Source organism: Streptomyces sp. NBC_00988 (assembly GCF_045162645.1).
Lineage (GTDB): Bacteria > Actinomycetota > Actinomycetes > Streptomycetales > Streptomycetaceae > Streptomyces.
Genome location: NZ_CP108730.1, coordinates 351,300 through 378,116 on the forward strand (window position 1 = coordinate 351,300; position 26,817 = coordinate 378,116).

The 26,817-nt window shown below is 70.9% G+C and carries 13 protein-coding genes and 1 pseudogene; 10 read left to right on the forward strand and 4 right to left on the reverse strand.

The window, feature by feature from the left end; translation table 11 throughout:
• Both OG496_RS01630 and OG496_RS01635 read left to right on the forward strand, forming a co-directional pair.
• Window positions 1–1,959 carry a S8 family serine peptidase gene (locus OG496_RS01630; protein ID WP_405969213.1) on the forward strand — a complete coding sequence of 653 codons (1,959 nt, stop codon included), beginning with the start codon at window positions 1–3 and terminating at the stop codon, window positions 1,957–1,959.
• 46 nt (window positions 1,960–2,005) lie between these two features.
• Window positions 2,006–6,547, forward strand: coding sequence for a DUF6603 domain-containing protein (locus OG496_RS01635; protein ID WP_405969214.1), 4,542 nt, complete (start codon window positions 2,006–2,008; stop codon window positions 6,545–6,547).
• 60 nt (window positions 6,548–6,607) lie between these two features.
• Here the strand turns inward: OG496_RS01635 and OG496_RS01640 are convergent.
• Window positions 6,608–7,039 (reverse strand): annotated as a pseudogene (locus OG496_RS01640) (RNA-guided endonuclease TnpB family protein); the annotation flags it as partial.
• A 185-nt stretch (window positions 7,040–7,224) separates the two neighbouring features.
• Between OG496_RS01640 and OG496_RS01645 the strand changes: the two are divergent.
• From OG496_RS01645 to OG496_RS01660, 4 genes are read left to right on the forward strand one after another with little or no spacing between them, the layout of a single operon-like run.
• Window positions 7,225–8,400 (forward strand): Kelch repeat-containing protein, encoded by a 1,176-nt coding sequence (locus OG496_RS01645; RefSeq protein ID WP_405969215.1) that lies wholly within the window; start codon window positions 7,225–7,227, stop codon window positions 8,398–8,400.
• A complete protein-coding gene (locus OG496_RS01650; protein ID WP_405969216.1) occupies window positions 8,397–11,591 on the forward strand; it encodes a hypothetical protein in 3,195 nt (1,064 codons plus the stop codon). Before OG496_RS01645 ends, OG496_RS01650 begins: the two co-directional genes overlap by 4 nt.
• On the forward strand, window positions 11,588–16,801 hold the full coding sequence (locus OG496_RS01655) for a hypothetical protein (RefSeq protein ID WP_405969217.1): 5,214 nt from the start codon (window positions 11,588–11,590) through the stop codon (window positions 16,799–16,801). The genes OG496_RS01650 and OG496_RS01655 overlap by 4 nt, the downstream gene beginning before the upstream one ends.
• Window positions 16,794–18,578, forward strand: a complete 1,785-nt coding sequence (locus tag OG496_RS01660) for a hypothetical protein (RefSeq protein ID WP_405969218.1) — start codon at window positions 16,794–16,796, stop codon at window positions 18,576–18,578. Before OG496_RS01655 ends, OG496_RS01660 begins: the two co-directional genes overlap by 8 nt.
• 352 nt (window positions 18,579–18,930) lie before the next feature.
• Here the strand turns inward: OG496_RS01660 and OG496_RS01665 are convergent, their stop codons facing one another.
• Window positions 18,931–19,386 (reverse strand): hypothetical protein, encoded by a 456-nt coding sequence (locus tag OG496_RS01665; protein ID WP_405969219.1) that lies wholly within the window; start codon window positions 19,384–19,386, stop codon window positions 18,931–18,933.
• Window positions 19,387–19,520: 134 nt separating this feature from the next.
• Window positions 19,521–20,057 carry a DinB family protein gene (locus OG496_RS01670; RefSeq protein WP_405969220.1) on the reverse strand — a complete coding sequence of 179 codons (537 nt, stop codon included), beginning with the start codon at window positions 20,055–20,057 and terminating at the stop codon, window positions 19,521–19,523.
• Between the two features lie 334 nt (window positions 20,058–20,391).
• Here OG496_RS01670 and OG496_RS01675 point away from each other — a divergent pair, with 334 nt between their 5' ends.
• The 3 genes from OG496_RS01675 to OG496_RS01685 all read left to right on the forward strand — a co-directional run bounded on the left by OG496_RS01675 (window position 20,392) and on the right by OG496_RS01685 (window position 23,997).
• Window positions 20,392–21,600 carry a serine hydrolase domain-containing protein gene (locus OG496_RS01675; protein WP_405969221.1) on the forward strand — a complete coding sequence of 403 codons (1,209 nt, stop codon included), beginning with the start codon at window positions 20,392–20,394 and terminating at the stop codon, window positions 21,598–21,600.
• A gap of 448 nt (window positions 21,601–22,048) precedes the next feature.
• Complete coding sequence (locus OG496_RS01680; RefSeq protein ID WP_405969222.1) at window positions 22,049–22,663, forward strand: DUF2867 domain-containing protein; 615 nt, start codon at window positions 22,049–22,051, stop codon at window positions 22,661–22,663.
• 941 nt (window positions 22,664–23,604) lie between these two features.
• Window positions 23,605–23,997, forward strand: a complete 393-nt coding sequence (locus tag OG496_RS01685) for a hypothetical protein (protein WP_405969223.1) — start codon at window positions 23,605–23,607, stop codon at window positions 23,995–23,997.
• Window positions 23,998–24,028: 31 nt separating this feature from the next.
• Here the strand turns inward: OG496_RS01685 and OG496_RS01690 are convergent, their stop codons facing one another.
• Window positions 24,029–24,469, reverse strand: coding sequence for a hypothetical protein (locus OG496_RS01690; protein WP_405969224.1), 441 nt, complete (start codon window positions 24,467–24,469; stop codon window positions 24,029–24,031).
• Window positions 24,470–25,403: 934 nt separating this feature from the next.
• Here OG496_RS01690 and OG496_RS01695 point away from each other — a divergent pair.
• Window positions 25,404–26,420 (forward strand): CHRD domain-containing protein, encoded by a 1,017-nt coding sequence (locus OG496_RS01695; protein ID WP_405969225.1) that lies wholly within the window; start codon window positions 25,404–25,406, stop codon window positions 26,418–26,420.
• Window positions 26,421–26,817 lie beyond the last annotated feature (397 nt).

The following is a 26,817-nucleotide window of genomic DNA, read 5'->3' on the forward strand; positions in this document are numbered from 1 at the left end:
ATGAACGCATCCGGTACCACGCCGCAGTCACCGGACTTCCGCCTCATGATCGGCGACGAGCCGTTCGATCCCATCGAGATACCCGTACCGGACAGAGGGCTCGCGCCGGCGAAGAAGGCCACCGTCGTCCAGTTCACCGCCTTGCTGACCGAACCCGACGTCGCTCGGGTGAAAGCCGCGTACGGTCTGGTCCTCGATCGGTTCATCCCGAACCTGGCCTTCCTCGAGCGGCTCGACGACGCGACCGTCGGCAGGCTGCGTGCCGACTTCCTCGTGCGGTCGTGCGCCGCACTCGATCCGGCGCTGAAGCTCGCGCCGTGGATTCCCGCCACCGGCACACCGCTTCAGCTGATCGCGACCATGTTCGACGACGCGGACGCCGACACCGTGCGATCGGCACTGGGCGCGGCCGGCGCCCGGGACGTCCAGCTGATCGACGACCGCCCGGCCGGCAGTCACCTCTTCGCGGAGTTCGCTCTCGACGACCGTGCGGCTCTCCCCCTGATCGCGGCCATCGACGATGTCGTCTGGGCGGAGCCCGATCCGGATGCCGTGAATTTCAGCGTGGCGGCGGCGCAGACGATCCAGTCGGGCGCGCCCGGCGTGCACGGCGGCACGATCTGGGACAAGGGCCTGCACGGCGAGGACCAGGTGATCGGCATCATCGAGCAGGACGGGACGATCGACCTGAACCACTGCTTCTTCGCCGACGAGCCGAACGTACCCGGCCCCCGCCACCGCAAGATCCTCTCGCTCACCAAGAAGAACGACACCAAGGTGAACGAGCACGCCATGTTCGTCGCGGGCATCGCGGCCGGCGACGACCGAGCGAACCCGGGCACCCACCAACACCGGGGCGGGGCGTTCGCGGCGAAGCTCGTCGTCCGCACCCGCGACAACCACCTCCTGAAGATGCTCGAGGACGCGAAGGCCGCAGGCGCCACCATCCACAACACCAGCTGGGGACTCCCCGACATCACCAGCTACGACAAAACGGCGCGGGACGCGGACGAGTTCAGCTTCCGCAACGAGGACCACGTGGTCGTCGCCGCCGGCGCCGGGTTCCACAACAAGGACAACACACCACCCGGGATCGCCAAGAACGTGCTGTGCGTCGCGTCGGCCAAGGCCTTCCCCCTCCAGATGAACGACGGCGACGGGCTTCCCGGGCCGACGAGCCCCGACAAGCGCCGCAAGCCCGAGATCATGGCCGTCGGTGCCGGCATCAGCTCGGCGCTGGTGAACCCCGCGTCGCCGTCCGCACCCTATTGCCTGACCGGCGAGCCGCAGGTGTTCGCAGCGGACTCCACGAGCTGGGCCTCACCGAACGCCGCAGCCGCGGCCGCGCTCGTGCGCCAGTACTTCACGGAGGGGTGGTACCCCACCGGCGAGAAGCGGCCGGACCGCGGCCTGCGGCCGACCGGCGCGCTGATCCGGGCGATGCTGCTCAACTCGACCGTCGACATGACCGGTCGTCCCGGGAACCCGAGTCCCTTCGAGGGCTGGGGACTCATCCAGCTCGATCGCACGCTCTTCTTCGACGGCGCTCGCCGCCGGGTGGACGTGCACGACGTGCGGCACAGCGCCGGTCTGGAGCTCAGGCAGCGGCGCACGTACGAAATCGTCGTCACCAGCATCGCCGAACAGCTCAAGATCACGCTGGTGTGGACGGACGTCCCACCCGCCGAGACCCTGCACACCCTGCCGGCGCGGAATCTCCTCAGGCTGGAGGCCGAGGACCCTGGGGGAATCGCCTACGTCGGCAATGACATCGACTTTCCCACCGGATTTTCGAAGCCGGTCGGGTCCGGCCCGCCGGACCCACCGGATCTCCGCAACAACGTCCACATGGTCATCGTCGAGCATCCGCCGGTCGGCAAATGGAAGATCACGGTCGAGGGGACCCTCGTCTTCGGTCAGCAGGGTTACGCGCTCGTCACGTCCGGGGCTTTGAAGTGAACCACTCCGCTACGGGCCACCCCGACCCTCGAACCGGGAGCGAAAAATGGCACTGACCGTCGAATCGCTGATGCTCGAGATGGGGCGGGCGTTCGCGCCACTCGAACAACGCTTACGTGGCGGCGAGATTCCGCTGCTGTTCGCCGAAATCGGGCTGCCCGCACCCGACGTGGTCCTCGGCGCGCAAGCCGTGCAGACCGCGATCGGGGACACCGCGACCGCGCTGAGCGCGCTGCCGCGCGTGGTGACGGACCTGGCCGCGGCGATCGATTCCCGTGACACAGCCAGGATCGCGACGGCTGTGGCGGCCACGGCGCAGATCATCAAGGCCGTCACGACGGCGATCGATGTCGTGTCCACGGCGGTCAGGGCGGCGGCGCGGACGGCCGGACCACGGCAGGCCGAAGTCGAGGCGTTCGCCGCGGAGGTGGGGCAGCGGCTGCTCGGCTTCGCGCTGGCGACCTACCTCGAGGACCAGAAGCCGATGGCCGGGTATTCACTGGAACTGCTCGGTGTCCTTGAGTCGACTCCCCAAGCCGCGACGCCGGCGGCGCCCGCGCACGTGCGCCGCGTCCTGCGGTTCGACCGGCTGAACGCGCTGCTCCACGACCCGGTCGACGTCCTCTCACAGCTCTATCACTGGGGCACGCCCGAGTTCGACTGGGATCTGCTGCTGCGCCGGTTGGCGATCTTCCTCGGCGCGGTCACGAACTTCGCGTTCGTGCAAACCGGGCCACCGCCGTTCCTTCGCGTCGCCGCGGTCGACATCGGCGTCACCGACGACCCGGTGCCCGGCGTCCAGGCTCTGCTGCGTCTGGCGGCCGCCGAGGGACTGGACCTGGTTCTGCCGATCAGCGACACCGTGGCGCTCACCGCGACGTCCGACGCGGCCCTGGAGGAGAAGGCCACGCTCGAACTGCTGCCGCCCGCCGATCTCCGGGTCGTCCCGCCGTCGACCGAAGTCCGCGGCAGCGTGCGGTTCGGACTCCAGGCCCCGTACGCCGCCGGGGCTCCGCCGATCCTCGTGCTGGGCACGGCCGGCGGCTCACGGATCGAGGCGCGGCTGCTGCGCGCGACGGCGGGCGCCGACCTCGAATGGAACGCCGCCGAGGGACGCGCGGACGGCGAACTCGTGGTGGAAGCGGCCGTCGAGGGCGGCAAGGTCGTCCTGAACCTGGCCGACGCGGACGGATTCCTCAGCACGATCCTGCCCGCCCGCTCGATCGAGCTGGACGTCGACCTCGCGCTGCAGTGGTCGTCCGCCACCGGGCTGCGCTTCAAGGGGGCCGCCGGGGCGGAGGTCGACATTCCGGTCGATCTCGGCGTCGGCCCGGTGACCGTCACCAGCCTGCACCTCGCACTGTCGCTGGCCGGTGGGAACGTCACGCTCGAAGCGTCGGGGTCGGTCGAGGCCCGGCTCGGCCCGGTCTTCGTGGCGGTCGAACGGACCGGTGCCGTCCTGCGCATGTCGCAACCGGACAGCGGCGGCAGTCTGGGCCTCGCCGACTTCTCTCTCGGCTTCAAGCCGCCCTCCGGGGCGGGCCTGTCGATCGACGCGGGCGGGATCTCCGGGGGCGGGTTCCTGTCGTTCGACCCGCTCCGCGGGGAGTACGCGGGTGCGCTGGAGCTGGAGTTCGCGGATTTCCTGGCGCTGAAAGCGATCGGGCTGATCACGACGCGCCAGCCGGACGGGTCGGCCGGGTTCTCCCTACTGCTTCTCCTGACGGCGGAGTTCGGCAGTGGAATCCAGCTGGGGTACGGGTTCACGCTGTTGGCGGTCGGTGGTCTGCTCGGGCTGAACCGCGGCATGAACCTGGCCGCGCTCGTCGAGGGCGTGCGCACCGGAGCGATCGAGTCCGTGGCCTTCCCGAAGGACGTCATCGCCAACGCACCCCGGATCCTGTCCGACCTGGCCCGGTTCTTCCCACCCGAACAAGGCACGTTCCTCATCGGACCGATGGCCAAGATCGGCTGGGGCACCCCGACTCTGATCAGCATCTCCCTCGGCGTCATCATCGAGATCCCCGGCGACATCGCCGTCCTCGGCGTGCTGAAGGCCGCGCTGCCCACAGCGGACGATCCGCTCCTGGTCGTCCAGGCCCAGTTCGTCGGCGCCCTCGAACTCGACAAATCACGCCTGTGGTTCTTCGCGAAACTCTTCGACTCGCGGATCCTCAACATGACCATCGACGGCGGCATGGGCGTCCTCGTCACCTGGGGCGACAACCCCGACCTCGTCCTCACCGTCGGCGGATTCCACCCCGCCTACCGGCCACCACCCCTGCCCTTCCCCATCCCCGACCGGCTCTCGGTCGACCTGCTCAACCGCCGCAACCAGCTGATCCGGGTGTCCGGCTACTTCGCCGTCACCAGCAATACCGTTCAGTTCGGCGCAAAGGCCGAGGTCCGGCTCGGATTCAGCGGCTTCGGCGTCGAGGGCCACCTCGGCTTCGACGGACTGTTCCAGTTCTCCCCGTTCCGGTTCGCCGTCCACATCTCCGCCCATGTAACCCTCAAGGCCTTCGGCGTCGGCGCCTTCGGCATCGACCTCGACTTCCAGCTCGAAGGCCCCGCGCCCTGGCGCGCACACGGACGCGGCTCGATCGGCTTCCTGTTCTTCTCCATCTCCGCCAACTTCGACATCACCTGGGGCCAAGACCGCGACACCACACTCCCACCGGTCGCCGTGCTCCCCCTGCTGGCCGCCGAAATCGGCAAAACCGAAGGCTGGGAAACCCGACTGCCCTCCGGCGGCAACCGGGCACTGGTCAACCTGCGGGACCTGCCGGACACCGGCGAACTGGTCCTGCACCCGCTGGGCAGGCTGTTCGTCCGGCAGCGGGCCCTGCCGCTCAACGTGCGGGTGGACCGGATCGGCGGTCAACGCGCCGCGGACGGCAAGCGCTTCCGCGTCGCCCCGGTACCGAACAGCGGACTCACCAGTGCCGGCGACACCGCCGACCGGTTCGCGATGGGACAGTTCCAGAACCTCTCCGACGCCGCCAAGCTGTCCCGGCCCTCCTACGAGACACAGGACGCAGGGCTCGAACTCGTCGCCGACAAGGCCCTGGCCACCGCCAGGGTTGTCCGCCGCAGCGCACGCTACGAACTCCACATCATCGACAGCAGCACCACCCCGGCAGCGGAATTCGCCGCGACCGCGACACCGGTGAAGCGCTTCCACACCATCATCGGGCCGGTCTTCGACCAACTGCTCAACGGCAGCAGCACCAGCCGCGCCCCCCTCTCCGCCCGCCAAGCACAGCAAAAACAGCCGTTCGCCGCCGTCGACACCGTCCGTGTCACCGAGCAGCGGTTCGTCGTCGCCTACCTCAAGAGCAACCGGCAGGCGTTCCCGCCGAGCGTGCCGGGGCGCCCCTCCCACGGTGCGCCGACGACGTTCCGCAGCCGGACCACCGCCGAGGAGGCGCTCGCCGGCTTCGTCACCGACGACCAGAGCCTGGCCGGGCAGTTGCACGTCATTCCGGCGTCCGAAGCGGCCATCACCCCGGGCGTCCCCGGTACCTGGTCCGCCGCCGGTGTCCTGCCGGCGCCGGTGTCCGAAGTGGACCTGGTGCCGCTGGCCACCGGCCGGACCCTGCTGGCCGGCGGCACCGACGCGGCCGGCGCACCGGCCGCCGCGACCGCCCTGTTCGACCCCACCTCGGACTCGTGGGCAGCCGGTCCGCCGCTGCACACCGCCCGGGAGCGGCACACGACCACCGGCCTCACCGACGGCCGGGTGCTGGTCACCGGCGGCCGGGGCGCACTCGCCTCGGCGGAGGTCTTCGACCCGGCCGAGGGCGCCTGGACACGGGTGCCGGCCATGGGCACAGCCCGGCACGGACACACCGCGACCCGGCTGCGCGACGGCCGGGTGCTCGTCGCCGGCGGCTCGGGCGTCCGGCCCGGGCACGAGGACGGCGCGCTCGCGTCCGCCGAGCTGTACGACCCGCTCACGCGAACCTGGACCGCTGCGCCACCGATGACCGACGCCCGCACCGGGCACCAGGCCGTGCCGCTGCCCGACGGCCGGGTGCTGGTTGTCGGCGGCGCCCTGCCGACCGGTAACGGCCGGGCGAGCGCACTGGCGTACTGCGAGCTGTACCACCCGCTCACCGGCTGGTCCCCCACCGGCAGCCTCGCCGAGGCCCGCACAGGCCACCAGGCGACGCTGCTGCCGGACGGCAAGGTGCTGGTCACCGGCGGCGACCCGGTCGTCGCATCCGACGGGACCCTCGACCCGCACAGCCTCGCCTCCGCCGAGCTGTACAACCCGGTGACCGGGTTGTGGACGGCGGTGGCGGCCATGCCGGGCGGGGGCCGCAGCGGGCACCGGTGCTTGCTGCTGCGCTCCGGAGTCGTCCTCCTCACCGGCGGTTCAGGGGCCCCGGAGCTCACCACCGGCTACCGCTCCGCCCTCGTCTACCAGCCCGGCGACGACGTCTGGACCACCGTCGCCGGCCTCACCCTCGGCCGCTTCGGCCACGCCATGACCGAGCTGGCCGACGACCGCGTGCTCGTCGCCGCGGGTGCCGCCGGTCCGACCACCGATCCCGCCGGCACCGGCGAGGTGCTGATCCCGTGACCCGGTTCCTGGAGGAACGACACACCTTGACTTCCTCCCCCGCCTGAAGGAAGGGGATTCCTACGGCTCGCGCCGTAGGGGTTCCTGCTTCAACGCCGACTGCCCGCCAGGAGAACTCCCTTGAGGTCTTACACCAGCTCCACAGGCCGAGACGGCCAGCCCGGCCGCCTTGATGTTGCAGGCCGCGTTGATGTCGCGGTCATGCACAACGCCGCAGTCGCACGTCCACTCCTGGACGTTCAGCGGCATCCTCACCGCGACCATCCCGCAGGCCCCGCACAGCTTCGAGCTGGGGAACCAGCGGTCGATCACGACGAGTTCGCGCCCGTACCAGGCGCACTCGTACTCCAGCATCGACCGGAGTTCCGCCCACGACGCGTCCGAGATGGCGCGCGCCAACGTGTGATTCTTCAGCAGGCTGCGGACGGTGAGGTCCTCGATCACGACCGTTTGGTTCTCACGGACGAGACGAGTCGACAAGCGGTACTTGAACGCCCGCTTGACCTGCTCCGTCATGCCTCACGTTCTATCAGCTCCCGTGTGAATGGCGGGTGTCGGCCGGTAGACGGTGGACGCCGGTCCGCCCTGACAGCGAACCGGCATTCCCTGCCCTGCTTCGCAGGAGCTTCGTTTCCTCCCCCGGCCGAAGCCGAGGGTATCCACGAAGGAGAGCCCCGATGACCACATTCACCACGGCCACCGTCGGGACGTGGACGACCGACGCTCACGACCTGATCACCCCCGCCGCCTGGTACGGCCAGCACGACGGCCCCGTGCTGCTCCAGGGCGGCACCGTCCTCGTCGCCGGCGGCGCCGACGCCACGGCCTCCGCGATCCCCGACACGGCGGTCTTCACCCCCGCGACCGGGGCCGGCGAGTGGCGGGCCAAGGACCCCCTGCACACGCCCCGGCAGCTGCACACCCTCACCCTCCTCACCGACGGGAAGGTCCTCGCCGCCGGTGGGCTCAACGGCACTACCGGCCTGCGGACCGCCGAGGTCTACGACCCCGGCACGGGCAAGTGGACCGCGACCGGTCCGCTGGAAACGGCTCGCTGGGGCCACAGCGCCACGCTGCTGGCAGACGGGTCTGTCCTCGTGACCGGCGGCCGCGCGGCCCGCGCCGGCGGCGGTACCACCGCGTTGCGGTCGGCGGAGCGGTACGCCCCCGGCCACGGCGGTGAGTGGCACACCGTCGCCGCCATGACCGACGCGCGGACGGGGCACACCGCCGTCCTGCTGGCCGGCGGGGTCGTCCTGGTCGCCGGCGGGGTCGCCCCGACCGGGGCAGCCGATGACGCGGCCCTCGCGTTCTGCGAGCTGTACACCCCGGGCGAAGGCGACGCGCCGGGACAGTGGACGCCGACCGGGAACCTGCTGCACGCCCGCCACCACCACCGGGCCACCCCGCTCTCCGACAAGGCCGTGCTCGTCACCGGCGGCACCGCCCCCGGTTCGCCCGGCGCCGCGCCGTTCGACCCGTTCAGCCAGCGGACCGTCGAGCGGTACGACCTGGACACCGGCACGTGGACCGAGCGGGCCGAGATGCCCTCGGGCCGGGCGTTCCACCGCGCCGTCGCGTTCGGGCCGGGCCAGGTCCTGGTGGCCGGCGGGTCCGCGAGCGACCGGGACGAGGCCGGGTACCGCAGCGCGTTCGTCTACGACGTCGCAGGCAACGAGTGGTCGCCGGCGGCCGGGCTCACGACTGGGCGGTGGTCGTTCGCCGCCATCGCGCTGTCCGACGACCGGGTGCTCGTCGCCGGCGGTGTGGTCCGCTCCGGCCTGGCGGCCGCCGACCCGGCCGGCATCGAGCTCACCCCGACCACCGAACTGTTCGACGGGAGCACCCCGTGACCAACGCGTACTCCTTCCTGCCGTGGCTGCGCACCGGCATCAGCACCCGGATCACCGAGAACCCGGGGACCGCCGAACGGGCCGGCGTCGCGGTGCGGCTCCAGGTCCTCGGCGACGCGCTCGACGGCGGCACGATCACCCTTCCGCCCGTGACGAAGAACGTCCAGCTCTACGGACCCGGCGACGTCGTCGGGGTGGATCCGAGGGCGATCTCGCGAACCGAACCGCGCCCGGGCGTGACCACCGTCGAGCCGAACTTCCTGGCCCACATCGAGTTCTCGGAGGAGGACTTCGTCTGGCGGTACAGCCCGGCCGCCCCGGACGGGACCACCCAGCGGCTCGCGCCCTGGCTGGCGCTCGTCGTGCTGGCCACCGGCACGGAGTTCACGGAGGCGCCGGGATCTGGGCACCCACTGCCCGCCATCACCGTGGCCGACCCGGCCGGCACGCTGCCGCCGCCCGACCAGCTCGGCGCCTGGGCACACGTCCACGTCAACGGCTCCCTGGCCGATCCGGTCGCCACCGACGACACGGTCGCGGCGCTGGCCGCGCTCGCGGAAGTCTTGCGCACGAACGCGGACAGCGCCTGTTCGCGGCTGATCTGCCCGCGCCGCCTGCGGCCCGACACCGCGTACGAGGCGTTCTTGGTACCGGCGTTCGAAACCGGGCGCCTCGCAGGCCTCGGGCTCGACCCCGCGTCGTCGCCGGGCGCGCTGTACTCGAGCTGGGGCCCGTCCTACCCGAACCGGCCTGCCGAGGGTCGGCTGCCCTACTACCACCGGTGGGGTTTCAGCACCGGCACTGCGGGCGACTTCGAGTTCCTGGTCCGGCTGCTGCGGCCGCAGGCCCCCAACCCGCGGGTCGGCCGCCGGGGCATGGACGTGCACCGGTCACCGGGCCTTGGGCTGCGCGGGATCGAGACGCCGGTCGAGCTCGGCGGGGTGCTGCCCCTCGGCGGCGCCCTCAAGGTGCCCGTACGGCAGGACGCGCCGGTCGACCCGGCCGAGAACTGGGACAACTTCCTGGACACGCCACCCTCGGCGCCGCCCTATCCGCACCCGTTCGAGCGGGCGCTGGCCGATGTGCTCAACCTGGCCGACGACTACCAGCGGCACGCACCCGCGGCGGCGCACGCGGCCACTCCCCTGGCCGGGCCGGCCGCGGCCCTCGCCGCCGGACCGGACGGCGCGGGCCCCGACCCGATCATCACGCCCCCGCTGTACGGCCGCTGGCACGCGCTGACCACCCGGTTACTGAATGACGGGAACGGCACGGACGTGACGTCCGAGATCAGCCACAACTGGGTGCACCGGCTGAACCTGGATCCGCGGTTCCGGGTCGCGGCGAACCTCGGTACCCGTGTCGTCCAGCAGCGCCAGGAAGATCTGATGGCGGCCGCGTGGGCGCAGGTCGGCGATGTGCTGGTCGCCAACGGCCGGATCCGGGCCGCCCAGCTGGCCCGCGAGGTGGGGCACGTGCTGCAGGCCAAGCACGTCGACCCGCCGACCGGCGGCAGCGCGGCGGCACTCGCGGCGGCTCCTGCGCTGTCGGGCCGCTCCCTGACCCTCACCGCGCCGGCCCACTCCCGGGTCACGACCACCGCGAGTACCGGGACCGGCCTCGTCGCCGACACTGCGGACAAGGTCGCGGTCGGGTTCCGGGTGGCGACCAGCCAGGTCGCGGCGGCGCCGGTGTCGCCGGCGATGCGCCGCATCGTCCGGCCGGGCTCCCGGCTGATGCGGACCCTGCCGTTCGACGGCGCGCGAGCGGACGGCCTGCTGTCCCGGATGGACGCGCCCGTCGACCCCGTTACCGCGGCGCCGGTCAAGATCACGCCCGGGGCGCTGGTCACCCCGGCTGACCTGGCCGCCACGCTGCACCCGGACCGGCCACCGGCCGCGGACCCGGTCGACGTCCTGGCGCACAGCCCGGACTTCGTGCTCCGCGCCGTCGACGACCTGGTCCGGCCGCACCCCGGCACCACCGACAGCGAGGAGGCCCTCCGGTTCAAGGCCGCGCTGCGCGAGCTGCACCAGGGGTTCGACACGAGCGTCGCGGTGGGCAATACCCGCCGGCCACCCCAGCTGGACCTGCTCGGCACGACGACTTCGGTGCTCGCCGGCCTGCGTGCCGACGAGACCGTGCCCCGCGCGCTGCTCGAGGGGTCGGTCAGCCTGCCCGAGCGGCTGCGGCCGTTCGCGGCTGCATTCACCGAGGCGATGGCATACCCGGTCTTCGATCTGCCGGTGTACCAGACGCTGCTGGCGCTTTCGGTCGACTCGTTCGTCCCGAACCTGAACCTGGTGCCGCCGAACTCGATCACCCTGCTGGCGAACAACCGGGAGTTCATCGAGTCCTACCTCGTGGGACTCAACCACGAGATGGCCCGCGAGCTGCTCTGGCGGGAGTACCCGACCGACCAGCGCGGCACGCCGTTCCGGCAGTTCTGGGACCCGGTCGCCACGTTGCCCCGGCCGCGGGAGACCGCGGCCGAACGCCGCGAGCGGGGCTACGACATCCCGCCGATCCACGAATGGCCCCTGGCTACCCGCCTCGGCGACAACGAGAACCGCAAGACCGGCCGGCCCCAGGGCGACGACCTCGTCCTGGTCGTCCGCGGCGAGCTGCTGAAGAAGTACCCGACGGCGGCGATCTACGCGCAGAAGGCGGAATGGCCACCGGGTCACGACGGGCTGCCCGACCCGACCCTGCCCCGGCGGCTCGTCGACCTCCCGCCGACGGGACTGCCGTCGCCGGAATTGCTCCTGCTGCCGACGTATGAGGCGAAGGTCGATCCGGACATCTACCTGCTCGGCTTCGACCTGGACGCCGACCAGGCGCTGGGCCGCCCCGGCGTGGACGCCGGCTGGTTCTTCGTGATCAAGGAGCGTCCCGGCGACCCGCGCTTCGGCGTCGACGACGGGCCGCCCATCCACCTCGAGGTATGGAACGACCTCACCTGGGACGACGTCGATCCCGGCCGGCGCGGGTTCCTCGACCTGGACCCGGCTGTCACGGTGCCGCTGGCAGGCTTCGACGGGACGGACGACACGGAGAAGCAGGACCAGCGCGCCGAAGACGTCAACCTGCCGCTGTGGTCCGCGGGGCTCAGCTCCGCCGACCTGGCCTACATCCTCTTCCAAGTGCCGGTCCTGGTGGCCGTGCACGCACAGGAAATGTTGCCGCGATGACCGCACTGAGTGACGACTTCCCGGTGCTGCTGGCCCCGGTCCGGGTCGAGGCCCGCTTCACCCCCGCCGAGCTCCTGGTCCGGGTGTTCCCCGACGAATGGGCCGTGGACAAGTTCGAACCGAAGCCGACCGACGCCGAGATCGGCGCGCTCGACGCGTACTGGACCGCCCGGTGGGCCGCGGGCGGTCGGGCCGTCGAGCTCCAGACCGCCTGGCGGGAACTGGCCGGGCGGGTCTCCCCCGGACGGGCGTCCTGGCTCCTGCGGACCAGGACGCCCGCCAACCCCGCGGACGAACCGGCGGGGGTGCCCGACGGTGCCGTGGTCCTGGTCATCCGCAGCACGACCGCTCCCGCCCCGGCCGACCGCCAGCCGTCGATCACCTACTGGAGCGCGATCTGGCGGGCCCACGGTGACCCCGAAGCCGTGCGGCGGGCGGACGCCGCCCTGAACGCCGCCGTGCGAACCGATCGCGCCGACGCGATCCGCGCCCGCCGCCCGTTCGGAGTGGACGGTGCCGCGGTGAGCGCGATCGACGACGTCGTCGTCGCGTTCCTCGTGCTGCCGGCACCCGCGGCGGGCAGTGTGGCCACGGATTCCTGGACGGGCGCCGCGCAGGCCCGGTTGCTGCCGGACCGCTTCCGGGTGCTCGGGTTCGTCGACGGCGCCCAGGTGGTGTCGGTGACCGGCGCCCCGGTGCCGGCAACGCTGCCGGTGAGCCCGAACCCCACCGCCGCGGACCAGATCAGCGTGAACGAACAGACCGGGGTCCTGCACGTCCCGGACGAGCTCCGCTGGCTCACCGACTTCGACCGGGCGGTCGCGGTCGGCATGGGCGTGCGCATTCCCCTCACCGACCAGTTCCGCGGCGGGCTCGACCGGCTGGTCGTGCTCGGGCTCCGTGAGCAGTCCACACCGGCGAAGACCGCCCTCGACCTCGCCGACCTCGTCGCCCGGCAGCTGCGGGGTCCGGACGGGTTCAGCCTGCTGCCCCAAGGGACACCGACCAACAACTCCGAAGCGGCGTCCGCGGGCGTCGACGCGGACCAGGAGGCGGACGCCGCCCTGCGGGCCGGCACGACGGCGTTCGCGGCGGCACCTGCGGACTGGACCACCCGAACGGACGGACAGCAGCTCGTCGAGCTGCTGGGCCTCGACCCGGCCGTGCTGACCGGGATGCCGAACGCGGACGGCACCGACCACCGCGACGCCCGCGCCGCGAACACCGCGCTGTGGCCGGCGACCTGGGGCTACTTCCTCCAGACCGCCATGAACCCGCTCCTGGGCCCGGCCGCCGTCGCGGCGACCCGCGACTTCTTCCTGAAGTACGTCTCCGGCCGCGGTCCCCTGCCGACCGTGAAGATCGGGCGGCAGCCGTACGGGATCCTGCCGACGACCGCGTTCTCCCGGCTCGCCTACCCGCAGTCGGCGACGCACCGCATCGCGTTGCAGAAGGTGCTGAAAGCGGCTGCCGAGGACTGGGCGGCGGCGGCCACCCACGTGCCGCACCTGGGCCAGGACACCGACGACCCGCACCAGCTGCTGCTGGACCTCCTGGCCCTGCACCCGACCTCGGCCGAATACCACCAGCGGTACGCCCAAAGCGTCGACGACCTGTTCAACCGGGAGAACCTGGCCGGGCTGGGCGGAACCGTGCTGCCGGCCCTGGACGCGCTGCGCCAGCCGCAACCGGTGCGCGCGCTGCTGGAGCGGTTCGGTGCCGCGCCCGGCCCGGGCCCGGACCTGCTCCGCCGGCTGTTCACCGACTTCCAGCAGCCCTTCCTGGCCCCGCTGGTCGACGACCGCCCGCTGTCGGAAACCGAACCAATCCGGGCGTACACCACGGACCAGAAGAACTACGTGCGCTGGCTGGCCGACCTGGCCGGCGCCAAACCGACGCAGACCCACCTGGACACCATCCGGCTGGAGCTCGGCTTCACCAACGACGTCCGCCCGCCCACGCTGCTCTACCTGTTGCTGCGCCACGCCGTGCTGCTCGGCTGGGACGACACGGCGCGCGCCCTCGCGACCGCCGCGGGAATGCCCGTGCCGTCGCCGTCGGACGCAGCGTTCGTCCACATCCGGACCGGCGCCACGGAAAGCGAGAGCAGGTTCCGCCTGCTGTACTCCCCGGCTCCCGCCGTCACCGGGGACCCGGCCCGGCTGCTCGTCGACTTCATCCCGGACACGCTGTCCCAGCCGGGCCCCGCGGCCCCGCTCGCCGAGCAGGCCAAGGCCCTGGACGTACTGGCCGACCTGCCGACCGCCCGGCTGGAACGGGTACTCGCCGAGCACCTCGACCTGGCCACCCACCGGCTCGACGCCTGGCGCCTCGGCCTGGCCACCGAACGGCTGTCCGAGCTCCGGTTCGGTCCGGACGGCACCGCACCCGCCCGCACCGGACTGCACCTCGGTGCGTACGGCTGGCTGGAGGACCTCCGCCCGGACACCACCACCCTCGAACCGGTCACCCTGACCGGTCCGCTCGCGACGGTGTTCGCCGGCGGCAAGCCACTGCTGCACGACCCGCGCAACGAGGGGTTCGTGCACACGCCGTCACCCGGCCACGCCCGGACGGCGGCCGTACTGCGGGCCGGGTACGTGGCCAACCGCACGCCTGGCAACCCCAGCGCGTTCGCGGTGGACCTCAGCGCGGAACGCGTCCGCACCGCCCTGTCCATCCTGGCCGGCCTGCGGCAGGGGCAGTCGCTGGGCGCGCTGCTCGGCTACCGGTTCGAGCGCGGCCTGCACGACCGGCACGGCGACGCCGAGGTGGACGAGTTCATCGCGGCACTGCGGCTGCAGTTCCCCCTGCGGGCGGGGAAGATCGAACAGACGGTGGCCGGCACGGATCCCGGGCAGGTCGAGATCGGACAGGTCGAGGCCAGGAACGTCGTCGACGGTCTCGCCCTGGTCCGGCACCTGACCCGCAACGATGTGCCGCAGACATACAAGTTCGGCATCGACACGCTGCCGGACGCGAGCCCGGCCCAGGCCGCGGCCATCACCGCCGAGGCGGCCCGGCTGCTCGACATCAACGACGCGGTCGCCGACCTCGCCGTCGCCGAGTCCGCCCACCAGGCACTGGCCGGCAACGTCGAGCGCGCCGCCGCGACCCTCGACTCCTACGCCAAGGACGGACTGCCGCCCGAGCCCTTGGTGATCGAGACACCGCGCAGCGGGACCACGCTCACCCACCGGTTCGGTCTCCGGCTGAAGACCGGCCTGAATCCGGCCGGCCGGGACACGCCGAGGGCCCAGGCCGAGCCGGCGGTCAACGACTGGCTGCCGTCGCTGTTGCCGTCGCCAGGGACTGTCGCCGCGCTGGTCACGTGGACCGACGAGAAGGGCCACGCCCAGGACCACGAGGTCACCCAGGACGACATCGGACTGGCGCCGATCGACCTGCTGTGGGCCGTGCGGCCGGTCGGGGACGCCGCGATGACCGACCTCGACGACCGGATCATCGGCGCCGTGGTCGACGACGCGCACCCGCGGCCCGACCGCGAGCTGACCATCCGGTACACGCAGCGGATCCCCGGCAAGATCACCTTCTTCGAGCTCTCGCCGCTGATCATCGCCCTGCGGACGCTGCTGACCACCGGCCGCCCCCTGCGGCCGAGCGACCTGGTGCCGGCCGCCGGCCCCACCACCCCGGACCGGTCCCTCGACGACGGCGTCTCGGTGTCGCGGCGCCGGCCGGAAGAGGTCCGCGAGTCGCTCACCGATCTCGCCGGCGACGTGGCCGACTACATCGGCGACCTGGCGCGGCTCTACCCGACGGCGCCCGCCCCGCCACGGCGTGACGACGTACTGGACCGGATCGACGTGTTCCTCACCCGGTACGCCGCCCTGGCCGGGGCCTCGGCCGGCTTCGGCGTACTCCGCAGCGGTTGGGGCGAGTTGACCACGTGGCGGCGAGGTGCCTATGCGGAGGTGCTGGCCGCGGTGGCCACGATCGCCGACCGCCTGGCCCGCGCGCTGGCCGACGCCGACGCGCAGCTCGCCGCGTACGACAAGCTGCCGAAGTCCACCCCGGACCCCGAACGGCTGCGCCTGCTGCGCGCGATCGAGCGGCTGCTCACCACCACCCCGGCCGTGACCCCGGGCACGCCCCGCGACTTCCTCTCGGCGATCCGCCGTGCACGCAACATCTTCGCCGGCCGGGTGAACGACCTGAAGGCCCTCACCGGAACGGACGAGACGACGCTCGGCGGCCTGCTGGAGCGGGTCGACCGCCTGCAGCCGCTGACCGACATCGACCCCACCGGCCTCGACCTGACCGGCCTGAAGGACCGGGTGGTCGCGTTCGGCGCCGAACTGCTGGCGCGGGCTCGCGCCCTCGTCGTCGAGCTCCAGGACCGGGTGGCCGCGGGCGACCGGGCACTGGCCGTCGCGGACGAGCCCGGCGCGACAGCCGCGGACCACGCGTCGGCCTCGACCGAGGCACTGCGGGCGATGCTCGGCCCGGACGTCCTCGTCGTGCCCGAGTACGACATCTCGGGCGACTTCGCGGACGAGCAGCACGACGCATTCGGAGACAGCGGAAAGCTCGTCCGGCACCTGACCCAGGCGCCGTTCCGCCGCGACTTCCCCGTCGACGACTGGCTGCACGGCGTCGCCAGGGTGCGCGACGTACCCCGACTCTGGGAACGGGTCGTGCTGCTCAGCGACGCGCTGCGCGGGGACGACGGCCTGCTGTCCGGTCAACCGGACGACGAACCGGGACTGGTGCCGATCCAGCTGCCCTTCCGGGCGAACGACCACTGGCTCGGGATGGAATTCGCCGTGGGCGCCGACCTCGCCGAGGACCGTGTGCTGTTCACCGCGCACTACGCGGACGAACCGTCGCGCGGCGACGACACCGAGTGCGGGCTGTTGTTCGACGAGTGGACCGAGGTGCTCCCCGCCGACAAGGAGACGACCGGCATCGCGGTGCACGCCGACAGCCCGGATTCCGAGCCGCCGCAGAGCATGCTGCTCGTCGCCCCGCCGGTACGGACCGGTTCGTGGGACGTCGCCGACCTCGTCGCCGCGGTCACCGAGACCTTCGACCTGGCACGGACGCGGCTGGTCGAACCGGCGCAGCTGGACGGCACCGGGTACGCCCAACTGCTGCCGGCGACCGTACTGTCGGCGACCCAGCAGCCGATCACCATCAGCACCGACCTCGCGATCGCCAACGTGCGCTGGAAGGCAGACCATGACTGAGCCCCGCATCGCGGACCTCGCCGGCGCACTCCTCCGCCGCGAAAACCCGACAGTCGGCGTGTGGAACCGGCTGGAGGGCCGGCCCCGCACCACCGACTTCGCCCGGGCGCTGCGCGCCGAGATCCGCGACCCGCTGTGGCTGCTGGCCCGGCAGTGGCAGCTCGGCGAGTTCCACGGCACCGACGGTGGTTCGCCGGTGACCGCGACCTACTCCGTCGTCGCGAGCCCACCGACCCGGTTCCGGCCAGGCAGCGGCCAGGCCGAGCCGCTGCCCACCGACCGTCCGCTGGAGACGGTAGCGGAACGTCGGCCCCTGCCGTTCGCCTTCGGTGCCGAACCGATCTCGTTCGACCTGCGGCTCTCGCTCGGCCGCCGCTGGCTGAAGCTGGTCGCCGCGTCGTCGGTGCGAAACCGGCGCGACGTCGCCGAGGAGTACGTCCACGACTACCCGATCGCCCTGCCGGGGCCCGACGACACGCCGGCCGCGCATCCGGAGGTGTGGGCGACCCTGCAGACGGTGGCCGGCCGGCGCATGGACGGATACCCGCTCTACCAGCACGTCAAGGGCGGCGGCCACGCCTCCGACGGCATCTCCGGCCTGCGCCGTCAGGACCGCGACGCGCTGGACGCGCTCGGCCTCCGGCTGGTCGCCTGGTTCGACGAACTCATCGACCAGCCGGGCGCTGACGACGCGTGGGATCCGCGACGGCTGGAACACCGGTTCTCCGTCTCCGCCGCCGGTCCCGACGGGGAACAGGTACTGACGGCGCCCGAGTATCCCGGCGGTGAACTCGACTGGCACGCGTTCTCGGTCGAGGACGGCGGCTCGCTCGGCGACGCCGGCACGGCACCGCCCGCCCTGAACCGCACGGTCTTCCCCTCGCCCGTGCGGTTTTCGGGGATGCCGCTGCCACGCTGGTGGGCGGTCGAGGACGGGCGGACGAACTTCGCCGCCGTCACCCCGGACAGCACCGACCTGGCGCGCCTGATCTTCCTCGAGTTCGCGCTCGTGTTCAGCAACGACTGGTACCAACTGCCGTGCGACCTGCCGGCAGGCACGCTCGCCAAGATCCAGGGCCTGGCGGTGACCGACGTCTTCGGTGAGCGCCGCTGGATCACACCGGCCAACGAGGGCACGGACCGGCGCCGCTGGTCGATGTACTCCCTCGACGGCGACGCCGGGCTGCTCCTCCCACCCGGTACCCCGAAGGTCGCGACCGGCCCGGCGCTCGAAGAGGTCTCGCTGGTCCGCGACGAGAGCGCGAACTTGGTCTGGGGCATCGAGCAGACCGTGCGGATGGCGAGCGGCGAGGGCCGGGCCGGCAACGAGGTCGCGGCGGAGTCGCTCGCCTTCCGCCGCCGCCTGCACCAGCCCGGCTCTCCGGACACACCGCACGCGCCGATCTCCTACGAGATCATGGGTTCGGTACCGGAGAACTGGATCCCCTTCATCCCGGTGCACATCCCCGGCGACAACCGGAACGTGCAGCTGCAGCGAGCGTCGATGCCGAGCGAGGTCGACGCCACCACCCCGGTCCGGCCGAGGACGGCCCTGCTGCGGGAGGGCCTGGACGCCGGCCGGTCGTACTACATCAACGAGGAGGAGGTGCCGCGCTCCGGCACCCGCCTGACGGCGGCGTACAACCGGACCCGGACCCGAACCGGCCGAGTGGTCGTATGGCTGAGCATCCACCGCGACTCCGGCCGCGGCGAGCGTTCCAGCGGTCTGGGCTTCGACGAACTGATCCCTTCCCCAGGCGACGAGCAGACGGGCTGACATCGTGGTCCCTCAGCCGGCCGGGCTGCGGGCGGGCAACACCGCCGGCGGTCACCGTGTCGGCGACTGCGCTGACAGTCCAATTGGTGGAGGTCCGGTTCCCGGAGCCGGCCAAGGAAATACCCGGGGCGACGGTGGAGTACGTGACCCACCAGATGCCCTTGCCTGCCGAGGCATGAGCGGACTACGACCGGATCAAGCGTCATCGCAAGAAGAGTCGGGCGGCGTGCGGGTTCCGGGCGAACACCGAGGAGGACAAGGACCGGCTGGCCGCATGGCCGGCCACCGAGCTGTGCACGGTGGAACTGTCGCGTGACCGGCGCTCGGCTGCCACCGTGTCCCGGTGCCGCCATCAGGTGGCGATGGCCTGGAGCCTCGCGTCGCGAGCGTCGATCGCTTCCAGTGTGGAGGGCACGATGGGTTGGGCTGCCCGCCGGGCGCCGACCCGACCGGCCAGCGCGAGCCCCACTCGCTCCAGGGCATGGTCGAGCCGAGTGGTGAACTGTGCGTACGCGGCAGCCAGCCACGAGAACCGCTCAGCAAACGTCCGACGCGGACAGTCCGCCGCCCCACAGATGAAACGCCGGACCACGAAGCCCTGCTCAGCGAGTGGAAGATCCTTCAACCTGCGGCGATAGCGGTCATGCACTCGGTCCGAGAAGAGGCCGCAGTCCGGACACACCTCGCCGGCCACCCGACCGCGCGCCACCACCTCGACCGTACCGAACAAGGCGGTCACCGCCTCGACGTCCACGTCGTCGATCCCGTCGAACACGAGTGAGTCCCAGAACGATGCGTTGGTCTGCATGACCGGCACGATCACCGCCTACGGCAGAGACCATCAGGGAGTTGATGGAGCGTCACTTTCGCCTGTTGGGCAGCGGTCAGGGCAGGCGGCGGTGAGCGGAGAACAAGGTCAGGGTTCGTGGAGCGAGCGGTCCGCTACTCGCCGGTGGCGCCGTCGATGGCCTCGCGGAGGAGGTCCGCGTGGCCGACGTGGCGGGCGTACTCCTCGATCACATGCTCAAGGACGAACCGCACGTCGGTGTCGCCGAATTCCGGGTTCGGCATGATGCGCGCGAGGTCGGCGGTCACCTCCGCGAACACCTGCCGCGACTCCTCGCACGCCTTCAGGTAGTCCGCGTAGACGTCCCTGGCCGGCGTGGCGTCCGACTCGTCGTACCACTCGCCGCCGTCAGCGGTGACGTAGGTCCGATACGGGAAGAAGCAAGGCGTCGTGCCTGCCAACGTCCGCTGGAACCAAGCGCGTTCTACCCCCTGCAGATGGCGCATGAGGCCCAGCATGGTCAACGCCGAGGACTCCAGGGGGCGTTGCCGCAGCTGTGCCTCCGAGAGGCCCTCGCACTTCCACAGGAAGGTCGCCCGGTGGTAGTCGAGATTCGAGGCGATCACCTCCAACCACGGGCCCGATACGGCGCGTTCAGGCCTGACGATCTTCTGGACGACGAAGTCACTCACGCTGGGGTCTCCCTGCTGGGCATCGGGCTTGGCCGAGTTCTCATACCCGGCCAGCAGCGTCTGCCCCTCCCCGGTCTCGTAGTTGGGGGCGGTACCGACCCCGCCTTGGGTTATTCTCCGAAGGTTTCTCCAGGGCTGTGCAGGGCCCGCCATAGCTGGCTTCGCCCCAGGGCCAGGCAGCAACTCGCCGGGCGTACTCCCGTGTTCCCCTCCCCGTCCTCCGATCGTGCCCGACGGCCGTCCCGGATTCTCGAAGGAGCATAAATTGCGTGTGAATGTGCGTGTTCGACGGCGCCCGCACCTGACGGGGTTTCGCGCAGTAGCAACAGTTGCGGTGTCCGCGGCCCTCGTCGTGCCCCTCGCTGCGACCCCGTCGAGTGCGAACACGGTCCGCGAGAGTGCGGCCGTCGGCCCTCGGACGCTCGCGGCGGTCCGACAGGACGCCGCTGCGCAGACACGCGCTCACCTGCGGGAGTTGGCGCAGAAGTTGGTGGAAGAAGGAGTGCCTGGGGTGATCGTGCGGGTGGACGACGGTCACGGCAGGCCCATCGAGATCTCCGAGCAGGCCGCCTGGACGAAGAAGGACCATCAGCTCACGGCGGACGACGAGGTGCGAGAAGCGTCCAACACCAAGACGGTGATGGCCACCCTCGTCCTGCAACTGGTCGCTGAACACAGACTCGCCCTCACCGACCCGGTCGACAAGTGGCTGCCCGGCCAGGTGCGCAACGGCAGAGCGATCACCCTGCGCATGCTGCTCAACCACACCAGTGGGTTGTTCGACTACACCGACGACCCCGCCCTCGCACCGGCCCTCACCGGCCGGGACTCCCACGTATGGACGTCGACGGAAATCCTGAGCCTGGTGAGCAGACACCCGGCGCTGTTCGAGCCCGGCACCGAGTGGTCGTACAGCAACACCAACTACATCGCGATCGGCGCCGTCCTGGAGAAGGCCACCGGTAAGAACCTCGCGACGCTGGTGCGCGACCGGATCGCCCGGCCCCTGGGGCTCCGGCACACCTTCTACGCCACCGGCTCCGCCTGGCACGACCGGCACGCGCACGGCTACGAACCCGACGCCGCCCACATGCCACCGAACGTCCCCGACGACTTCAGGAACTACGCCGGACCGCAGCACGACGACCACGTGGACGTCACCGGCGACTACGTCACGGCCGACGGAGCGGATGCCGCGATCGTGTCCACCGCCGGTGACTGGTCCCGCTTCTACGGCGCGCTGATGTCGGGCCGCCTGCTGCCCGCCGCCCAACTGACCGAGATGCGCACCACCGTGCCCGAGGACGGGCCGGGAGACCCGGACGAACTCGGCTACGGGTTGGGCATCGAGACGGCGAAGACCGACTGCGGCACGGTCTGGGACCACGTCGGCATCGTCCCGGGCTACGCGACCTACAACGTCACCGACTCCACCGGCCATCGCACGGCCGCCTTCTTCTTTGCCACGTCCACTCTCACCCAACAGGCGCACCAGACCGGCGCGGCCCTGATGGACGCGGTCAACTGCGCCATCTTCGACTGACCAGCACGTTTCCGCGGGAGCCACCTCCGGATCACGATGTGCAACGCTTGACTGAGCGGATTTGACTTGGGTGATCGGGCGGCGAGTTGGCGTGCGGGTGGTGTCCGTGAACTGGTGAAGCTCCTGGGAGACGGGTTGTCGACCAAGGTCAACCTGTCCGTCTGGATGTGGTCACCAGCGGCGGACAGATCGTGCTGTCGTCTGCGGACCGGCGCGGTCTGGGGGTGTAGGGGGCCGATCTACTTCAGCAATCGAGCCCGTATCTCAGCAGTAGATGAGCAGTTGGCTGCGTAGTTCTCGCCGAAGAGCAAGGCTAAGCCGTGCGGCAGCCTGATCTGAGCGACCTATACGACGGGCAGATCCAGCAGTGGGCTAGCTTCGTCGTATACGCACGCGTGTAAGCGGGAGTGGCGGACGACGTCCGGCCCAGGAGAGGTTGGCAGCGGCCATGAAAATTCCCCGCACGGCCCATTCCGACCAGCCGTGGCGGATCCACGAGTTCACCGGCGACTTTCGGACCGAGGACGTGTGGTCCGTCCGCACCCCCGGGGCCGGACCGGACGACTTTCCCGTCATACGCGCCGCGATGCAGACAGCCGGCGGATTCGCCCAGCCGCCCCGTGCAGTCCGGTTCCTGTTCGTGGTGCGCTCGAAGCTAGGTGCCCTCCTCGGTTGGGACAAACCCAAGACGAGCCTCGGGACGCGGGTTCAACCACTGTATGACCGCCTGCCAGGCGATCTCCGTGAGACCGTCGACGTCTCCGACACCAGCGACGCCCCGTTCACCCCCGTGTACCTGCTCCACAACGAGTCCGTCCGCGAACTGGCGAACAAGACCTGCCACGCCGTCATGCACCTGGGGTGGGTGCCGACCGGAGGCGGCGAATACGAACTGCGGATGGCAATCCTGGTCAAGCCCAACGGCCCGTTCGGACGGGTGTACATGGCTCTCATCGCACCGTTCCGCTACCTGATCGTCTACCCCGCGATCACCCGGCAGTGGGAGCGAGCCTGGCGGAACCGCGAGCTTCCGCCCACCGCGAACGTCGGTCCTCGACCGTAGTCGCTGCGAGCGTCGACACCATTCGTGGCCTCGCAACGGAGAGTCCTGACCGCCAGCACCCCCGTCATGCGCGTGCTGCGCGAACACGACGAGCAGACAGCCACAGCCCCTCGGGAGCACGGCCTGACCTGGGGCTCAGTCCTTAGTGTTGCTCTTTCGGCGAGAACTACTGAGACCCCAACCCGGGAACCGTCAGCCTGAGCCGCTGCTCAAGTGCCGGTGCCGCAGAGCTGTCGGGGTGTGCTCAACTGCCGCAATGTCCCAGGTCGGAGTGCTCAAGTACCTCGGATTCCTACAGGGGCCCAGGTGTTTGAGGCTCTTTGCGTGATTGACCGTGAGCAAGGCGGCGCCGATGTCCTCGCGGCCGAGGGCATCGGGCTGTTGCCGCTGCTGACGGCCGGAAATGTGCGGGCTGCTGCAACCTGACCGGCGGGTGGTCAGTCCGGAGCGTGGGTTTCGGTGATGGCGAGGCGGGCTGCTGCTCGATCCGAGACAGGGTCGCTGCGGCATCGTTGGAGTCGGGCGCCGCCTTCCAGGATCCGACAGCGGCAACAGCAGCGACGATCGCTACGGCCAGAGCCAAGGCCGCGATCGTGTCGGTGGTGGTCGTGAAGCAGGACGGTCATCCGTACCCCGACCATGCAGCTGGCTGCTCGCGGCGCCAGCCGCCCGTCGGGCCCTGTTGTCGGCGTACACCCCTATCTCTGCCAGGGCCACTTCGACGTTTACGCCGACACCTGTGGCCGTTGCCGTCGCCTGCAGCGAAGAAGTGCCGTCGTGCACCCCGCAGAAGGCAGGCGCACTCTGTGGACGTGAGCGGAAACAGACCCGCAGGTCCGCCTCCGGGACCGACGTCGGATCACACGCCGTCCCCTGCCGTCCGTGCCTCATCCCTCCGCGGATGGATCACTCACACCGCGGTCGCTCTCGGTGGACTGCTGATGGGAGTCCTGATCGGCATCGTCGGGTCTGGAGGGGGCAAGGACTCTCCTTCCGCCACGGTGACCGTGACCGCCACCGCGACGGGCGCAGACGTACAGGCCGGTGCTGCTTCCCCCAGCGCCACTGCCGGGCCGCAGCAGGAGGCCGCGCCCAAGGGAGGGATTCCCGGCGACGGAACCTTCCTGGTGGGCAAAGACATCCAGGCCGGCACCTACCGCAGCGAGGGCAAGAACACGTACGGCTACTACTGGGCACGCTTGAGCGACACGACCGGCAAGGGCAGCGCCATCATCGCCAACGGCAACGCCCAGGGCCCGGCCATCGTCAAGATCGCCGCAGCTGACAAGGCGTTCCAGACCACCGACTGCAAGCCCTGGAAGAAGATCGGCTAACCACCAGCCAGCGAAGCTCCGACCGCCGCGGTCAGCGGCGGCCGGTGGCCAAGATGACGAGGAACTGGCCGCCGCCCGCCTCGATGTCGGCGGTCACCGACAGCCCCGGTACGAGTCGGGAGAACCGGTCGACGAGCCAATCCGCCGCCTCTTGGGCGTCCCGCCTGGTCGGACAACGGCCCACCATCTCGCGGCCCCCCTTACGCTCCAGCCTCCCCGCTACGGTGATCAGCGGCGCGGGTTCGACCACGTACAGGCGCTCCGGCCAGGCAATGACCACCTTGACCGCGCCCTTGCGGGTGTTGCACCCACGGTGCGCGAGCCGCTCGGCGACCTTGGCCTTCCGGTCGGCGGTCCGGCTGTCGACGCTGGGCCCGCGCGGGTCGTTCACCGACTCGTCGGGGTCGACCGCTTCGTCACACACCCAGCAGCGCCAGCCGTCACGCTCGGCCACATCATCAAGGAGACTCACCCGAGCAAACTAGCCTGCCCGGCCACCACCCGGCACACCAGGTGCTCAAGGAACGGGGCAACTGCCAGCACCCGGCACCGGCACCACCCCCCAGATCTCTCGGCAGCCCACTCCACGACGGTGGCACCCGGGCCAGGACACCACCGGACCGACGGCCCGGCCGCACGGGCCCGGCGAGCGCCGCCCGGCGGGCCTTCACGCCGTGAACGTGGCGGCACAGCAGGGCGGGCGGCAGCACCCGGGTCCAGGGGCGAAGTCGGCTTCACCGCTCAGATGCACCGGTCTGGACACGACTGCAGCCGACAGACCCCAAGGGCGTGATCCGATCACTGCGACCCAGCCCAGTACTTTCCTGGAGCCCATCCGACCCACGCCGTTCGCCTGCGACGCAGGCTTGCTGCGCCGCGCCGGACCGGCGTACCAGTTCCGTCATCGCGAAATCCAGCCTCGGTTCGCTGCCCGATCACCGCAACGGGGCGGGCTCGCCATCAACGCCAGCCACCTGCCTCAATTGGTGACCAGGTCAGGCGTCGCCCGCGCGCGGGCCTGACGGCCCTCACTGACGGGGCGGTCGATGTCCGACGGAGGCGGCGCCGACGGACCGGGCCGGTGAGCCAGCGGGTGTGTGTCGTACGCGGGACGGGCGGGGGGCCGCACCCGGCGGTCTCCGGGCCCACCGCCCGCGCGGCCAGGCCGAGTTGACGCACGGTCGACCCCGGAGGCCTTCGCAGTCGTCGCCGGCATCCGGCCGGCGCCTCTCGGCGGGCGGTCGGTGTGCGCCGTAATGTCAAGATCGTGTCCTCAGTGATGCCATCCCTTCTCAGGCGTGTCTCAGGAGTGTCATCGAGTGAGGGATCGTCCCAAGGGCCCCGTGATGGAGGGAGAACGGCCGCGGGGCAACCGCGGATCGGCAATCACGGGGAGAACGAGACACATGATGTTCAAGCGATTCGGGACCATCACCGCGACCGCGATCACCGGCACCCTGCTCCTGACCGCCTGCAACGGAGCGGACGGTGCGGCCGACGCCAACGTGTCGCATCCCGCGGCTGGTGCGACGCAGCACGGAGGCGCCACGCAGGCAGCGGGTGCCATCGGCCGCTACACCGAGAACGCGCCGGGGGCGACGTACTTCACCTCGATCCTCACCGGTGACAACGAGGTGCCCGTCAAGGGCAAGCCTGCGGTGGGTGACAAGAACGGCAGCGCGGTGGCCCTCATGCGCGTCCAGGGCGACGAGGTGTCCTTCGCGTTCGCGTGGACGGGTATCGGTACCCCGACCATGGCTCACCTCCACCAGGGTGCGCGGGGCACCAACGGTGACGTGAAAATCCCGTTCTTCATGGAGAAGCTCAAGAGCGGCACGCAATTCGTTTTCGGCACCGTGAAGGTCAAGGACACCGACCTACTGCGGAACATCAAGGCCCACCCCGACCAGTTCTACTTCAACCTGCACACCGCCGAGTTCCCCGGCGGCGCGGTCCGCGGACAGGCCGTCGCACTGCCGGGCGCGGTCTCGCTGCCCGCCGCCATCCGGCACTCGGCGCTTGCCGGCGTCGTCAAGGGGGCCCAGATCTACGCCTGCACCAAGCAGGACGACGGCTCCTACGCCTTCACGCAGGACAACGTCGACGCCACTCTTCAGGGCGGTATCCAGCACAGCTTCGCCAAGCACGGCCCCGCTGGCCCGCCGCAGTGGATCGCTCCCGACGGCTCCTCGGTGACCGGCACCGTCCTCAACAAGTTCGACAACGGCACGGGCAACATCCCCCAACTCCTGCTCCGCGCCAAGCAGACCGGCAAGAGTGAAGGACTCCTGTCCAAGACCACGTCGGTCCTGCGACTCAACACCGCCGGCGGCGTCGCCCCGGCCGGCACCTGCAACCCAGCCGCACAGCCCACCGTCCGCGTCCCCTACACCGCGGACTACCTCTTCCTCGCCACCAAGTGACACCTACCTAGCCGTCCGGCCCGAACCCCACCAGGCGATGCGAGTACCCCCGCGGACTCGCATCGCCGCGTGTCTCCGACAACCGACGCCGCACGCCCCGGTACGACACTTCCGTACCAGAACATCCACTCATGCCCCACGTCATACAACGTCCTCGATCTCGGGCTCGACACCCTCTTCCGAACTGACCAACGAGACGATCGCCGCGAAAAGGGCGACGATCCCTGGCAGGTTCACCCCTTTGTCCCGTGAAGCAGCGAAGTCCTCCGGGCTCCGCCAGGTCACGATGTCCAGCCACTCGTCCTCCGGGAGGCGGACCAGGCGGGCCTCAAGGAAACCAGCAGGATCGGACCGGAAGTCGGCGAGCATCGCAGACCTGCTGTCCGGCAGCTGGACA